The sequence below is a fragment of the Kitasatospora sp. MBT66 genome (genome assembly GCF_000710405.2).
GTDB classification, from domain to species: domain Bacteria; phylum Actinomycetota; class Actinomycetes; order Streptomycetales; family Streptomycetaceae; genus Kitasatospora; species Kitasatospora purpeofusca.
Map to the genome: position 1 here is coordinate 865 of NZ_JAIY01000015.1, position 14,664 is coordinate 15,528.

A 14,664-nucleotide genomic window follows, 5' to 3' on the forward strand; every position below is an offset into this window, starting at 1 on the left:
CAGGCCCCACCCCCGCCCCACCGCAGCAGGAGACACCAGTGCCCACCCCCGCCACCCTGACCACCACGCTCCACCTGCCCACCGAGGCGAAGGGCAAGAAGAAGCACCGCACCGTGACCGTCACCACCCCGGCCGACCAGCGCGGCGCACAGAACAAGCACACCAAGGCCGTACAGCTCGCCCTCAACCTGCCGACGGCTAGCGGCCCAGGCAACGCGGTGAAGATCGGGGCAGACCCGCGCCGCACCCCGCAGCCCAGCAAGACCCGCAGCAAGGGCAAGGGCTGGCAGCGCTGGACCGAGAAGGACGGCACCGTTCGCTACGGCGTCGCCAGCGAGGCCACCCCGTGGGAAGCCGGAGCCGGTTGGAGCGCGAACGGGGCCCGGGTGGTCGTCCCCGCAGACGGCGGCCCCCTGTTCGCCATCTTCCGCACCGGCAGCGGTAACAGCTCGGACTGGGCCCGCGAGGGCGACGGCGTCGTGATGCGCCCCGCGCTGCTCCAGGACTGCCTGCCCGGCCTGCTCGTCAGCGGCACCGTACTGGCGGCCTGACCCGCCTCGGTGCGGCCCGGACACCCGTCCGGACCGTGCCGAGGCCGGTCAGACACCAGGCCCCACCCCCAGGCACGACCGAAGGAACAGCGCCACCGTGACCTACCTCCGTGACGAACTCGCCCCGCTGCGCGCCGAACTGCTGGCGCTGGCCGAAGGGCTCGCCCAGGCCCTCGGTCCCGACGAGTGGACCGTCGAACCGCGCCGGATAGTCGACTGGCACCCGGCCACCGAACTCGTCCGCACCGAAGACGGGGCCCGCATCCTGATCCAGCAGGAACGGCTGCGCTCCGGCCGGTGGTGGGTGCACGGCGTCCTGCCCGACACCAGCACCTACTACTACCGCCACGACATCGAGTCCGGGGACATCACCGTCACCCGGGCCAAGACAGCGGCCCAGGTCGCCCAGGACGTCCAGCGGCGGCTGCTGCCCGTCCTGGACGCGGCGGTCGCCGAGATGAGCGCCCGGCAGCACCGGCACCTCACCGACGTGCACGAGGTCACCACCGTGGCCCGCCGGTTGAAGGCCGTGCCGCTGACCACCGGCCAGCCGCCCGGGGAGGCGAACCGCCGCAACGGCGAGGACACCACCCGAACCCTGCGGTGGAACCAGGGCCCCGGGACCTCCTGGACGTCGCCACACGCGGACGTCAAGGTCAGCCGCGCCAAGTTCAGCGGCATCGAGATCACGTGCTCGCACCTGACCCCCGACATGGCCGAGGCCGTGCTGCTGGCCCTGACCGCCTCGCTGCCGGCCGCCGCGCCCGCGCAGGCCGCGTAGGCACCAGGCCCCACCCCCCGCCAGCGGCCGGCCGCTGGCACCAGGCCCCACCCCCTCGGAGACACAAGTGCCCGCCCCCGCCACTCCCGCCACCCACTACACCCTCACCTACCCGCAGGCCCGCCCCGATCAGCCGCCGATGGCCGTCCGCTTCACCGTGTCCCCCGACCCCAAGGGCACCTGGACCGCCGAACGACAGCCGTACGGAGCGGGCGGCCGGATGCTCACCGGGGACCAGCCCCGCCAGTACTTCGGGTGCGAGGCCCAGACCCGCGCCGAAGCCGCCTACCGGGGTCTCCTCGTCCGCGAGTGCCTGCACCTCGCGCAGCTGCTCGGCATCGAGCTGGAACCCCGAGACGTCCGCTTCCGCGACGGCCACCCCACCCTCGACGGAATGGACGCCGGTCAGTGGCTCGAAGCCCTCGCCGCTGGCTGACCGAGCGCTGGCACCAGGCCCCACCCTCACCCACCACACAGGAGAGCAAGTCTTGACCGCCCGCCCCACTGCTGCCTCCCACGACGGCCGTCCCCCCGTCACCGGCCGTCGCCCCCGCGTCCTCGACCTCTTCTGCTGCGCCGGAGGCGCGGGCATGGGCTACTACCGCGCGGGCTTCGACGTGGTGGGCGTGGACATCGTGCCCCGGCCGAACTACCCCTTCAAGTTCATCGAAGGCGACGCGCTCGACGCGATGAGGGAGATGTGCCAGGACTTCGACCTGGTCCACGCCTCCCCGCCCTGCCAGGCCAGCTGCACCCTGACCAAGGGCACCAACAAGGGCCGACGCACCTACGTCGACCTGATCCCCGAGGTACGCGAGCTGTGCCGCTGGTACGGAGTGCCGTGGGTGATCGAGAACGTGCCCGGCTCCAGCATCAGGCGTGACCTGAGCCTGTGCGGGGAGAGCTTCGGCCTCGGGGTCATCCGCCACAGGTACTTCGAGATCGAATGGTGGGGCAACGAGCCCGCGCAGCTGCCGCACCCCAAGCACCGGGGGCCCGTCCGGGGCCTGCGCCACGGTGTCTGGCGGGAGGGCCCGTACATAGCGGCCTATGGCAAGGGCGGAGGCAAGGGGACCGTCACCGAGATGCAGGCCGCCATGGACATCGGTTGGACGGACGTCCACGAGGAGCTGACCGAGGCCATACCCCCGGCCTACACCGAGTACATCGGCAGCGCCTTCCTGGCCGACTGGGGCGCGGCCCTTCGGGGCGAGCCCGACACGATGCCCCTCCCCGAGATCATGCGCCCCTACCTCACCCACGACGACGCCGGCCGCCTGCGCTACATCCCCGCCGCCTGAACCGGGGCCCTGGCACCAGGCCCCACCCCGGCCGTGTCGAAGTGCCGGGTGCCGGAGCCCGAATCGGGTTGAACCCACCACCAGAGCCTATGCCTCTATGTTTTTTATAAATGTCAATAAAAAAGACATTACGACATAAACCCCTACGCCGAGTAACCAGTGCGCTCACCCCGAGCGACCACCTCTCGCCCCATCCCCAGGAGACGCCAGTGACCACCGCCCCCGACCGCCCCCTGTGGGTACCCTGCGGCGGAACCGCCCTGGAGTGGGGACTGCGCAACCCCTGCCCCGTCGCCATCAGCACCCACACCCACACCCGGGGCCGCTGGTGGACTGTCTGGTGCCTCACCTGCGGCGACCCCTACACCGGCTACCCCGCTGAGATCGGCGAGCGCCACCACCACGAGGACGACGCCCAGCACGCCGCCCGCCTCCACGCCGACGACCACGAAGGCGAGATCCGCCGCTTCCTCGCCTCCGCGCGGCACGCCGAGATCCGCGAGAAGTCCGGCTGGACCACCCGCCTCTTCACCCTCGTCGCAGCGGCCAGCGGGGAGGACCCCGACGCCGTGGTGTGGTGGGACGGCTCCGGGTACCGGTTCATCCCGGCCGGGGCCCGCTACGGGGCGAAGGGCCGCCGTATGCGGCGCAAGGTGGTCGAGTTGGCCATCGCCGCCGGGTTCCTCCAGGAGCGGGCGGACGGGGACCTCGTCGCCACCGCCGACGGCCGCGCCATGCTCGCCGTCTGGCGGCACCACCGCGCTGACCTCGCCGAGCCCTGGGCGGTCCGCCACGAACCCCAGGCCCTGCCCCCGCTCCCGGGAGGCCAGGAAGCCGCCCGCCGCCGCGAGGCCGCCCGCCAGCGCGCCGTGGAGCTGGAGCGCCAGGCCGCTCAGAGCCGCGCCGAGTTCCTGCGCCGCCGCGAGGAGGCCGAGCAGCGGAACCAGGCCGAGCTGGAGGCCGCCCGCCAGCGCCGGGCCGACGAGCAGGCCGAGCGCGAGCGCGCCGAGCGGGCCCGCACCGGGGCGGACATCGACCTGACGTGGTCCGCGGTGGATGCCGGCCGCTGGAGCGTCACCGGAACCGGCAACGACCGCTGCCTGGACGTCGTCCTCAACACCACCGACTTCGCCTCGGACATGTACGAGATCCGCGAGAACGGCCACTTCGTCTCCCGCCACCCCTACCGGCACCAGACCGAGGCCGCCGTCCGGCAGCTACTCGCGGACGGCGTCGAGATCGGGCAGCGGACACCAGGCCCCACCCCCGCGGCCTCCATCGAGGCGGGCCCCAGCGAGCCCGCCGTCCGTGGACACCAGGCCCCACCCCCACCACCTTTCGTAACCCCTGTCTACGGCCCAAGGTCTGTCGAACAGCGGGGCGAACCTGGCTTTCCGCCTACCCACCCGGCTACTTGCGCTCTCGCCGGACGCCGCGTGGCTGAGCTGGCAGTTCGTCAGAAACGGAAACGCCTGACAGGCAGGTCGTGTACGCGCCAGGATGAGCCCACCGGTTGTGCAACTACGCAGAACCAGAGCCACAGGGAGCATCGTGGAGCCTCTACAGTTCATCGGGATCATCTCCAACACGCCAGAGGTTGACTCGCCGACCATCTGGCGCGACCCGGAGAACGGTGACCTGCTCATCCAGTCCTACAAGGCCAGCGATGAGGACTTGAGCCGCTGCAAGGAGGTTGGTTCGGTTCCCGGGCACTCGGCTGACGTGCCCGACCACGAGACCGTGATCCGCCTCCCCGAAGAAATGATCAAGTTCATCGTGGACCTCGCCGCAAGGCTGGCCACTCAAGAGGACGAGAGGGAGTAGCGTGGCCAACCCGATCGCCACGGCCATGGCAGAGGCCAAGTTCTCTGCCGTGCACCTGGAGATGCGCGACAACTACACGCCGAACGACCCGCAGTTCCAGCGCTATCGGGAGGGTCTTCGCTACAACCCGGACGACCGGCCGGAGTGGTTCCAGTACTGGACCAACTTCGCTGGCGAGGCGATTGACCGGGGCGTGGTCATGCGTCGGGCTCGCATCGTCTCCGAGCCGGTCACGGAGTACATCCGCTACGAACACCACGTGACATTCCTGAACGTGGCTATCGGCGAGCAGGTTCGCTGGCTTCCGCGCCGGTTGGCGGCAGACATCGCCCTGCCTGGGACTGACCTGTGGATGTTCGATGACTCCAAGATCATGTTCACCTTCTTCTCGGGCGACGGGGATGTGGTGGACCGGGAGTGGACGACCGAGCCTGACGTCGTTCAGCTCGTAAAGAGCGCCTTCGAGACTGTGTGGCATAGGGCGACTCCGCACAAGGACTACGTGCTCAAGTAGCCGAACAAGATGCGTACCTCCCGCTCATCGAGCGTTCAGCAGGCCCGGAAGGCTCTAGCCGAACGGCTTAAGGAGATCCGGAAGGACTCCGGGCTCACCGGGCCTGCTCTCGCCCTCGCATGCGGTTGGAGCAAGTCGAAGTGCTCCCGCATCGAGAACGCGATCACCGCACCTTCCGAGCAGGACATCAGGGATTGGTGTCGAGCGTGCGGAGCAGACGACCGCGCCGCAGACCTGGTGGCTTCCCTTCGCTCAGTCGAGACCATGTTCACCGAATGGCGACGCATGGAGCGGAGCGGACTCAAACACGCCCAAGAGATGGTCCTGCCGTTGTACGAGCGGACTACGCGGTTCCGGGCGTACACACCTGGCATCCTGCACGGGCTCCTTCAGACTCGGGACTACACCCGCTCGGTACTCCAGGCCACCCAACGCCGTCGTGTTGCCGTGGACGACGTGGAAGAGGCCGTACAGGTGCGTATGGAGCGTCAGGAGATCCTGAGAGACCACGGGAAGACCTTCGCTTTCATTATCGAAGAGGCATGCCTGTACCACGGCCTCGGCGGCACGGAGGTAGCCGCCGGCCAACTCACCCACCTGATCACCGTCGCGTCCATGGCGAACGTGAGCCTGGGGATCGTTCCGAGGGGCTACTTGCGCCACTCGATGCACGTCGAAGCGTTTTCGCTCTACGACTCGTCACAGGCCAACATCGAACTCGTCTCCGGGTACCTCCAGATCACGCAGCCCTCCGAGGTGGCCATGTACGTCAGCCGGTTCGCGGAACTGGCCAGCGACGCCGTGTATGGCGCTGCCGCTCGTACTCTGATCACAGAGGCGATTGACTCTCTCGGGTGACGGCTGTGCAACTGCGTGCAACTTGCTGGAGAGCGTCTGGCTGAAACTCCTACGGTCTATCACGCACCCCCACCGCCCACGGCGAAGGAGGACAGACCGGTGGCGAGACGCACCCCCAAGCGTGAGTACCGCGAGACCGGAACCGGCCCGAGCAAGTACGAGTTGAGCCGGGCTCCCGCCGGTTGGAACCCGCTTGACGACTACCGGAAGGCCAACGCCGCCGGGCAGGCCCCCTCGGTGGGCACGAAGCTCCAGATCGACGCCGTTCGCGCCACCTGCTCCTGCTCGGACTGTCGAACCCGCCGCGCCGGCCTCTCGGCCTGACCAGCACCACCACATCGCACGCCCCGACCCGATGGAGAGGCGCAACTGTGAACAGTGTGATCCAGGGAGCCCCGGTCCGGCATCGCACGGACGGCTGGACGGGCACCGTCGCGGAGACCCCGAGCAAGCTGGCCAACCACGCCTGGGTAAGCCGGGATAGCTCCAGCGACACGTACCCGGAGATGGTCCTCCTGACCGACTTGGAGCCCGCGGAGTGAGCAACCCGCTGCTACCCGTCCGAGTGACCGCGCCGCTGCCAGTCCGAGCGGACACCCCGCCGCCGACGCCGGTCCGATTCGCGGGTGAGGGGATGGTCGTGGACCGCCCCGACGGATACCGGCAGGGAACCTGCTGGGCCTGCCGCCAGGAGACGCTGGTCTGCGCCGGCACCACGCTCCAGGCCCCCGGCGAGGACCAGGCCACCTGCCACGCGATCTGCGACGACTGCATTGCCCGTGCCCGCCGGCCCCACCGCCGCGCCGCGCTGCGCGCTGCACTCGACCAGCGCCCGGCGTAGGCCGCCGTGGACGACGGACAGGAGGAGTACCGCGAGGCCGCCGACCGGGAGGCCCGTGGGCTCCCGACGCCGCTGCCGGTCGCCATCGCCCAGACGGTAGCGATGGTCCTGCTGGCGGCGGTGGTGGCCGCGCTCATCGCCTCTGGCCGCTTCTGACCGTCACCCCGCGCCTTCGGGCGCCCCGAACTCCCGGCCCCATCGTGAAGCGTCTGACGGGGTCGGGGCACCAACGCACGACTGCCCGCACAAACCCAAGCGGGCAGAGCCAACCCGATTGGAGAGGCACATGAGCACCGCCACCATCAAGTCCGGTGACCCGGAGGTCAACGCCCTGACCCGCCGGCTGGACCACAGCGTCCCGGACGGCGACTTCGCCCCGGAGGTCACCGCCCTGACCCGCCGGCTGGACCACAGCGTCCCGGACGGCGACTTCGCCCCGGAGGTCACCGCCCTGACCCGCCGCCTGGACCACTCCGTCCCGGACGGCGACTTCGCCCCGCAGACGGGCGTCGAGTCCCTGACCCGCCGCCTGGAGCACTTCATCCCGGACGACGACTTCGCCCCGGTGGGCACCGAGGTCTGACAGCAGTCCCCAAATGACGCCGGTTAGTTGACGGCACCGGCGGGTCGGCGAGCGGTCCTCACCCTCGCCGACCCGCTGCCCCCCAGCCGCACGCCCCGATCAAGGAGAGTCCTCGTTGAGTACCGCCATCGCCACCCGTGTCCCCGCCGGCTCCTTCTTCGACCTCGACCGCAAGGACCCGGAACTGACCAGGCTCCGCGAGCAGGGCGCCGAGTCGGCCCTCCCGTTCGCCCTGATGGAGCGCCTGGTGAAGTCGGGCACCCCCTACGCGGAGCACGCCCGCACCATGCGCAGCGAGCCCGTGAGCCTGGCCGGGGCGACCTTCGACTGGTTCGACGCCGAGCTCCCCCGTGAGATCGCGGGCGAGATCAGTTTGACGAACTACGAGATCGCCGAGCACACCGAGGAGCGCCGCGCGGCGCTGACCCACGCCCTGGACCGCCTGTCGCTGGTCCACCCCGAGGGGTTCGCCTGCGTGCGCGAGTTCGTCCGGGGGCTGCTATGGGTGGGTCTCAAGCCCGGTGTCCGCGCCTCCTCGCTGACCAGCTCCAGCGACCCGGCGCTCCCGTACGTCATCGTGTTCTCCGACAAGGCGTCCCGCCACATCCCGCCGAACACCGTCAGCGAGCGGCCGTCCGCCCTCTTCCTGGCCGAGAACATCCTGCATGAGGGCACGCACCAGTCGATCAGCTTCCACGTCCTCCAGCACCAGGTCTTCGCCGACGGATACGCGTCCCAGACCTCCCCCAAGATCGAGATCAAGTGGCGGGCGGGACAGGGAGAGGACCGCAACCAGTTCTGGGAGCTCGATCGGGCCTTCCACGCCACCTGCGTGTACAACCAGCTGCTCCGGTTCCGCCAGGGCGAACTGCGCCGCGACGACCTCACGCCCGCTGAGCGCGCGAGCTTCCAGGCCGCGTACGACGAGGGCCTGCCGGCCGTGCGCTACCTGATGCGCGAACTCGAACTCCTCACCGAGCACTTCACCCCCCACGGCGTGGAGCTGGTGGCTGACCTGCGTCACCAGACCGACCAGCTCTGATGCCACGCTGACTGGAACCGAACGACGGAGGGTCACGTGCTGGACCACCTCATCGCCCACGACGACAACCTGCGGATGGTCCCCACCGACCGCAACGAGCTGACCGCCGCCATCGGTCGGCTTCACGAGGAACTGCGGGCCCTGCCCGAGGGGAGCGACCCCTCCCGTGCCCGCATCCTGACCCGATGGATCGGCATCGGCGAGATGTGCCTGGACCATCACGACGAGGCCCGCGCACACCTCCAGCAGGCGCTCGACCTGGCTGCGGCGATCGGTAACACCCGCGCCGTCGTCACCACCGGGATCAACCTCGCCGACGCCCACCGCTACGCCGGAGACGTGCAGACTGCGGACGCGCTCTACCGCAGCGCGCTGAGCACAGCACGCGGCCGGTACCCCGAACTCCTCGACTTCGCGCTCCAGCACACCGGCAAGCACCTCATGGAACGCGGCGACCTCGCCGACGCCCAGTCCCACCTGCTGGAAGCGCTGCGATTGCGGATCGCCAAGGGGAACACCGAACTGGTCGAATCCACGCAGGCCGCACTCGACCGGGTCGGCCTGCTGATCAGCCAGGCCGACGCAGCGGCGACCGACCCCGCCGCACCGAGCCGCCAGTGGACCGCCTGGCTCCAGTCACGCACCACCACCAAGACGCCGGACCGATGGGCCGAGGACTTCCCCGCCCTCCAGGACGCTGTGCGCCTGCTCAGCGCACAGCAGCGCGTGCACCCGCGCCACCTGCGCGACCAATCGATCCCCACCGAGCTGATCGGCGTCATGGCCAAGGAGGCCGAGCAGGCGATCACCGTGAACGGCTACCTCCACAACGGCAAGTGGAACGCGGCAGTCGGCGACGCCGCGAACCGCTTCGCCGAGCACATCGATCTCGCCACCATCGTGGCGCGCTCCACCGGCCTGGACGTCGAACAGCCGCACAACGCCGTCTACATCGCCTACCTGGAAGAAGGGCAGTTCCTCGACTTCCACGTGGACACGATCGGGTTCGGCGAAGCTAACCTGATCCTCTGCCTCAAACACGAGCACCCCACCGGCGAGTCCAAGGTCAGCACTACCGTCTTCATCACCGCTGACGGCTACCTCGAATGCGCCCTCGCCACCGGCGACTGCGTCGTCTTCGACGGCGCGCTCACACCCCACGGCCGTACACCCCTCAGCGCCGGAGAGAGCGTCACCCTCATCAGCTTCGGGTTCCGCGCGCGTGATCGAACTCTGCGGACCGTCACGAACCTCCTGCCGGCCCCGGCATAGTGCCGCTGTCCCCAGCCGACCACCCTTGATCCGCCTCATGCACAACCGGAGCACCACATGGAACGAGCCCTATTCATCGTCGTCCTGGCCACCTACATGGCGAGCGGCGTCCGCTTCTACCGCGAAGAAGTGGACGAGACGACCGACCTGACCAAGGTGATGGATGGCACTGGCGTTCCGGGCAAGCTCCGGTACGTCCGCGTCGGCGAGCACCGCAGTGTCGAAATCTGGCAGCGGGGACTCTCCTTCGACATCCGCGTGATCAGGGAACTCTGACCATCTCGCACCCCGCCGCCTTTGACCCCCAGCGGCGGGCCCGCCCCCGTCCTGCTGCTGCCCCCGCAGCCGCAGAGCGGGGGCACCTCCTTATCGGACGCACCACCGCGGACTGCGCCCAGCAGGAAGGAGAAGCAGATGCTTGAACAACCGGACTTCGGGCGAAGGCTGCGCCAGCTCCGGCGAGAACGGGGCATGACGGTCAGGCAGTTGGCCGGGGCCGGGTACTCCCAGGCCCACATGTCGCGGATCGAGACAGGGAATCGCAACCCCACCCCGAAGACGCTCGCCTGGGTGAGTCGCCAACTGAAGATCGACCCCGCCGAACTCGATTACCTCCCCGAAGACCCCGAATCCCCCCTCGACCTGATCGAGGTGGCTACCCAGCTGGGAGTGCCACCCCACTGGCGTCGCCCGTTCGTCGCCGCCGTGCTCGCACTCGCCCAAGGCTGCCAGGCCGAACACCACCAGGAGCAGCCATGTGGGCCAACACCGCGCAGGACCGCCAAGCCATGATCAGGACACTCGTGATCGCTGCCTTACCGGCCATCGCCCACCGCTACGCCTCCGGGGTCGGGGTGAGGGTCCTGGGCACCATGTACGGCTGTGACCCGAACTGGCTGCGCGACCTGATGCTCAAGTCCGGCTATCCCGTCCGGCCTCTGGAAGAGGCCACGGCCATGCGCCCCACCGCCCCCGCACCGTGGGAACCGATCCCGCTACCGAAGACACGGCTTCCCTGACGCGTGCGACGACATTGTCGTGGCCTCTTGCACCTCAGCTCGTTTCCGCAGGTCGGGAACAAGGTACAAGGTCGGTGCGTTCTTCCACGTGGTCGCCCAGACCAGTTCGTACGTTCCGGCCAGTTCGCGCAGCCAGCCGCCGTGGCGGGCGGAGAGCAGCACGGTGTAGCCGAGCAGGGTGTGGGCGTCGAACCCGGCCCCGGGGTGGGGACAGACCGGGTTGAGCACACCGTCGACGTCCAGGAACAGCAGTGGCTTCGGCATCGGGCGCCCCCAGGTCTCGTGCGTCGTCACCTGGTCGGACGAGCCGGGACCCCCGGCGGTTGCCCGCCGAAGGGCGCACACGGGGGCGTACCGGGGGCGCTCGGAGCGGGTCGCGATCCGGGCTCAGGGCGCCGCGGCGGGCGCCCCGGTCGGCTCCGGGAGGACGCCGGTGGGCGGCTCGGTGGGCGGCTCGGCGGGGCGGCGGGAGAGTCGGCGGACCTGCGGTTCCAGCAGGACGGCGGCGCTGAGCACCAGGGAGACCACCGCGCAGGTCCAGAGCGCGCCGGACAGGCCGAGCAGGTCGGCGGCCGGGCCGGCGAGGGCGGTGCCGAGCGGTGCCAGCGAGAGCGAGCCGAGCTCGTCGTAGGCGGCGACCCGGGAGAACGCCTCGGCCGGGATCTCCTGCTGCAGCGCGATCATCCAGTTGACGCCGAAGACGGTGACGCCGACGCCCGAGAGGAACATCGCCGCGCAGAGCACCGGCAGCGGGGCGGACGCCGCCAGGGCCAGCGCGGGCACACCGAAGAGGAACACGCCCCAGTTGCCGACCAGCAGGATCCGGCGCGGCTGCCAGCGGACCATCAGCAGGCCGGTGGCGACCAGGCCGACGCCGTAGGCCGCCATCGCCAGGCCCCAGTCGCGGGCGCCCCCGAGCCGCTCCTTCGCCACGGCGGGCCCGTACACCGCCTCGACCGCGCCGACGCAGGCGACCAGTACCGAGAACTGGAGCACGACGACCCAGAGCCAGCGGCGGGAGGAGAACTCGTGCCAGCCCTCGCGCAGGTCGCGGAGCATTCCGCCGCCCTCGGCCGGGGCGCTCGGCGGCTGCGGTTCGAGCAGGAAGCGCAGCGCGGCGGCGGCCAGGAAGCAGGCGGCGTCCAGGGCGAGCACCCATCCGGCGCCGACCGCCGCGGTCAGCGCGCCGCCGAGCGCGGCGCCGCCGATCTGCGCGCCGTTGAAGCCCATCCGGTAGACGGAGAAGGCCCGGGCGGCGTGCTCCGGAGTGACGCTCTCCAGGATCATGCCGCCGGAGGCGGGGGAGTAGAACGCGTAACCGGCGCCCGCGCCGGCCGAGAACAGCATCAGCTGCCAGAGCGTCGGCCCGCCGGTCAGCACCAGGAGGGCGAGGGCGCCCTGGGAGACGGCGCTGAACAGGTTGGCGCCGACCATGACGTGGTGGCGCGGCAGCCGGTCGGCGAGCGCGCCGCCGATCACCAGCAGCAGGACGGTGGGCAGCAGCCGGGCCGCGGTGACGTAGCCGACGTCGGCGGTCGAGCCACCGCCGTCGAGGATCGCGAAGGCGGTCGCGATCGGGGCACCTGCGTTGCCGAGCCCGCTGACCACGGTGGCCGCGGTCTGGATCCGGAAGTTGCGGCTCGCCCAGGCGAAGCGGCCGGTGGGTGGGGGCGGGGTTCGGCTCTGCACTCCGCGACTATGCCGGGGCGGGTGGTCCGTGTCCATCCGATAAACGGACCGACGCCGGGGCGCCGTCGGGGGCTCAGCCCAGGTGGCCCCAGAGGAAGGCCAGGGTGCGCTTCCAGGCGATCGCGGCCTGGAGCGGGTCGTAGGTGCCGAGCAGGTTCTGCTCGTTCATGAAGGCGTGCCCGGCCGGGTAGAAGTGGAACTCCGGGCGGACGTCGGTGGCCTCGCCGATCCTGATCGCGGCCTCGTCGACGGCGGCCATCGGGATGTACTCGTCCTCCTCCCCGTAGTGGCCGAGCACATGGGCGGTCAGGCCCCGGTACTCGAAGTCCGGGTCGGGCGGCAGACCGTAGAACGCCACCGCCGCGGCCACCCGGTCGCCCTCGGCGGCGGCCAGCAGCAGGGCGAAACCGCCGCCCATGCAGAAGCCGACCACCCCGACCGCGTCGCCGACCACGCCCTCCAGGCCGAGCAGCAGGTCGACCGCGCCGCCGAGGTCCCGCACCGCCTGCTCGACCGGCAGCTGGCTCTTGAGCCGGGCCCCCTCGGCGCTGTCGTGGGTGGTCGCGCCGCCGAAGAGGTCCGGCGCGAGCACGGTGAAGCCCTCGGCGGCGAACCGGTCCGCCACGTCGGCCAGGTACGGGGTCAGGCCCCACCACTCCTGGACCACCACCAGGCCGGGGCCGACGCCCTGGGGAGGACGGGCCAGATAGCCGTGGGCCTGGCGGCCGCCGCTGGGGAAGGTGACGTTCTGCCGGGAGCCGCCCTGCTCAGGCATGGCTTCCTCTCGGGGACGGGCCGCCGGGCGCGGCGGCTGGTCGGGGTGGGTGCCGGGTCCGGGCCGGGTGCCGGTGCCGGTGCCGGAGGGTGCTGGGTCCGGTGCCGGGACGGGCGGGTGGTCAGCCCATCTCCTCCAGGGCGCGGCCCTTGGTCTCCTTGATGCAGAAGGCCACGAACGGGATGGAGAGCAGCGCGAACACCGCGTAGATGACATAGGTCGCCGAGAGGTTCCAGTCGGCGAGGTCGGGGAAGCTGACGGTGATCGCCCAGTTGGCGATCCACTGGGCGGAGGCGGCGACCGAGAGCGCGAGCGCGCGGATCCGGTTGGGGAACATCTCGCCGAGCAGCACCCAGACCACCACGCCCCAGGAGAACGCGAAGCAGAAGACGAAGACGTGCGCGGCGACCAGCGCCACCGTCGCGTAGGTGTCGTCCAGGGTGGCGGAGTCGCCGGTGCCCTGCCGGTAGGAGAACGCCCAGGCGGCGGTGCCCAGTGCGAGGGCCATCCCGGCCGAGCCGGCCAGGGCGAGCGGCTTGCGGCCGATCCGGTCGACCAGGGCCATCGCGATCACCGTGCCGACCACGTTGACGATCGAGGTGGAGAGGCTGATCAGCAGCGAGTTCGACTCGTTGATGCCGACCGACTGCCAGAGGAAGGAGGAGTAGTAGAAGATCACGTTGATGCCGACGAACTGCTGGAACACCGAGGCGCCGATACCGACCCAGACGATCGGCAGCAGCCCGAACCGGCCGCCCAGCAGGTCCTTGAGCCGCGGCTTGTGGGTGGACGCCAGCACCCCGTGGATCTCGGCCACCCGGGCGTCGAGGTCGACACCCTCGCCCTCGACCTCCAGCAGCACCTTGCGGGCCTGCTCCTCCCGGTGGTCGGCGATCAGATAGCGCGGCGACTCCGGGATGGACATCGCCATCAGCCCGTAGACCAGGGCCGGGATCGTTTCCACGCCGAGCATCCACTGCCAGGCCTGGATGCCGCCGAGGTGGCCGGTGGACTCGCCGCCGGCGGCCTGGTTGAGCGCCCAGTTGGCGAGCTGGGAGACGGTGATGCCGAGCACGATCGCCATCTGCTGGAACGAGGCCAGCCGGCCCCGGTAGGCGGTCGGGGCGACCTCGGCGATGTACGTCGGCGCGATCACCGAGGCGATGCCGATCGCCACGCCGCCGACCACCCGCCAGGTGGCCAGCAGCTCCAGGTTCGGCGGGAACATCGAGCCGATGCCGCTGATCGCGAACAGTCCCGCGGCCAGCAGCATGGTGCGCACCCGGCCCAGGTGGTCGGCGAGCCGCCCGGCCACGACCGCCCCGGCCGCCGAGCCGAGCAGGGCGATCGCGACCACGAAGGCCGTCGTGCCGTTGCCGACCCCGAAGTGCTTCTGGATGCCCGTCACCGCGCCGTTGATCACGGCGCTGTCGTAGCCGAACAGGAAGCCGCCCATCGCGGCGGCGGCCGAGATGAAGACGACGTGCCCGAGGTGCGCCTCGCCGGATGCCGGATGGGTCTGGGTCCTGGACACGCACGCTCCCCGGGTCGACGGTCCCGTCCGCGCGGCCGAGCGGGCAGGGTTCGGCTCACATTCGACCAGTGCCCGGGCGG

At 70.5% G+C, this 14,664-nt stretch carries 21 protein-coding genes; 17 read left to right on the forward strand and 4 right to left on the reverse strand.

The features are described from left to right. The 17 genes from BI06_RS35155 to BI06_RS35230 all read left to right on the forward strand — a co-directional run. Positions 1-551, forward strand: a 551-nt coding sequence (locus BI06_RS35155; protein WP_206743650.1) for a hypothetical protein, incomplete at its 5' end; no start/stop codon positions are given. 97 nt (positions 552-648) lie between these two features. After that, positions 649-1,332 carry a hypothetical protein gene (locus BI06_RS35160; RefSeq protein WP_043475187.1) on the forward strand — a complete coding sequence of 228 codons (684 nt, stop codon included), beginning with the start codon at positions 649-651 and terminating at the stop codon, positions 1,330-1,332. A gap of 67 nt (positions 1,333-1,399) precedes the next feature. Further along, a complete protein-coding gene (locus BI06_RS35165; RefSeq protein ID WP_043475188.1) occupies positions 1,400-1,768 on the forward strand; it encodes a hypothetical protein in 369 nt (122 codons plus the stop codon). A 154-nt stretch (positions 1,769-1,922) separates the two neighbouring features. Further along, a complete protein-coding gene (locus tag BI06_RS35170) occupies positions 1,923-2,633 on the forward strand; it encodes a DNA methylase (RefSeq protein ID WP_233290426.1) in 711 nt (236 codons plus the stop codon). 209 nt (positions 2,634-2,842) lie between these two features. After that, positions 2,843-4,234: a hypothetical protein gene (locus tag BI06_RS35175; protein WP_043475190.1), complete on the forward strand. Its 1,392-nt coding sequence runs from the start codon at positions 2,843-2,845 to the stop codon at positions 4,232-4,234. After that, positions 4,185-4,457, forward strand: coding sequence for a hypothetical protein (locus BI06_RS35180; protein ID WP_043475192.1), 273 nt, complete (start codon positions 4,185-4,187; stop codon positions 4,455-4,457). Before BI06_RS35175 ends, BI06_RS35180 begins: the two co-directional genes overlap by 50 nt. Before the next feature lies 1 nt (position 4,458). After that, complete coding sequence (locus BI06_RS35185) at positions 4,459-4,971, forward strand: DUF6879 family protein (RefSeq protein WP_043475193.1); 513 nt, start codon at positions 4,459-4,461, stop codon at positions 4,969-4,971. 9 nt (positions 4,972-4,980) lie between these two features. Further along, positions 4,981-5,829, forward strand: coding sequence for a helix-turn-helix transcriptional regulator (locus tag BI06_RS35190; RefSeq protein ID WP_043475195.1), 849 nt, complete (start codon positions 4,981-4,983; stop codon positions 5,827-5,829). A 99-nt stretch (positions 5,830-5,928) separates the two neighbouring features. Continuing rightward, positions 5,929-6,153 (forward strand): hypothetical protein, encoded by a 225-nt coding sequence (locus BI06_RS35195; RefSeq protein WP_043475196.1) that lies wholly within the window; start codon positions 5,929-5,931, stop codon positions 6,151-6,153. Positions 6,154-6,469: 316 nt separating this feature from the next. Beyond that, entirely contained in the window at positions 6,470-6,670 is a 201-nt protein-coding gene (locus BI06_RS35200) for a hypothetical protein (RefSeq protein ID WP_149030583.1), read from the forward strand. Between the two features lie 6 nt (positions 6,671-6,676). Continuing rightward, positions 6,677-6,826 carry a hypothetical protein gene (locus BI06_RS51620; protein WP_158516498.1) on the forward strand — a complete coding sequence of 50 codons (150 nt, stop codon included), beginning with the start codon at positions 6,677-6,679 and terminating at the stop codon, positions 6,824-6,826. A gap of 130 nt (positions 6,827-6,956) precedes the next feature. Further along, on the forward strand, positions 6,957-7,253 hold the full coding sequence (locus tag BI06_RS35205; RefSeq protein ID WP_043475199.1) for a hypothetical protein: 297 nt from the start codon (positions 6,957-6,959) through the stop codon (positions 7,251-7,253). A gap of 115 nt (positions 7,254-7,368) precedes the next feature. Beyond that, entirely contained in the window at positions 7,369-8,295 is a 927-nt protein-coding gene (locus BI06_RS35210; RefSeq protein ID WP_043475202.1) for a hypothetical protein, read from the forward strand. A gap of 36 nt (positions 8,296-8,331) precedes the next feature. Next, entirely contained in the window at positions 8,332-9,567 is a 1,236-nt protein-coding gene (locus BI06_RS35215; RefSeq protein WP_043475204.1) for a tetratricopeptide repeat protein, read from the forward strand. A gap of 57 nt (positions 9,568-9,624) precedes the next feature. Next, a complete protein-coding gene (locus tag BI06_RS35220) occupies positions 9,625-9,843 on the forward strand; it encodes a hypothetical protein (RefSeq protein ID WP_043475206.1) in 219 nt (72 codons plus the stop codon). A 138-nt stretch (positions 9,844-9,981) separates the two neighbouring features. Beyond that, the gene (locus BI06_RS35225; RefSeq protein ID WP_051742620.1) at positions 9,982-10,359 is read left to right on the forward strand and encodes a helix-turn-helix domain-containing protein; all 378 of its coding nucleotides are present in this window, start codon (positions 9,982-9,984) and stop codon (positions 10,357-10,359) included. Beyond that, positions 10,323-10,586, forward strand: a complete 264-nt coding sequence (locus BI06_RS35230) for a hypothetical protein (protein WP_043475207.1) — start codon at positions 10,323-10,325, stop codon at positions 10,584-10,586. The genes BI06_RS35225 and BI06_RS35230 overlap by 37 nt, the downstream gene beginning before the upstream one ends. Here BI06_RS35230 and BI06_RS35235 read toward each other — a convergent pair. The 4 genes from BI06_RS35235 to BI06_RS35250 form a co-directional block, all read right to left on the reverse strand. Beyond that, complete coding sequence (locus BI06_RS35235) at positions 10,563-10,850, reverse strand: HAD domain-containing protein (protein WP_051742621.1); 288 nt, start codon at positions 10,848-10,850, stop codon at positions 10,563-10,565. The genes BI06_RS35230 and BI06_RS35235 overlap by 24 nt on opposite strands. A gap of 123 nt (positions 10,851-10,973) precedes the next feature. After that, entirely contained in the window at positions 10,974-12,275 is a 1,302-nt protein-coding gene (locus tag BI06_RS35240) for an MFS transporter (protein WP_043475210.1), read from the reverse strand. A 73-nt stretch (positions 12,276-12,348) separates the two neighbouring features. Further along, complete coding sequence (locus BI06_RS35245; RefSeq protein WP_043475213.1) at positions 12,349-13,050, reverse strand: dienelactone hydrolase family protein; 702 nt, start codon at positions 13,048-13,050, stop codon at positions 12,349-12,351. Between the two features lie 121 nt (positions 13,051-13,171). Then, positions 13,172-14,584, reverse strand: a complete 1,413-nt coding sequence (locus BI06_RS35250) for a sugar porter family MFS transporter (protein ID WP_030397884.1) — start codon at positions 14,582-14,584, stop codon at positions 13,172-13,174. Between the last annotated feature and the right edge of the window lie 80 nt (positions 14,585-14,664).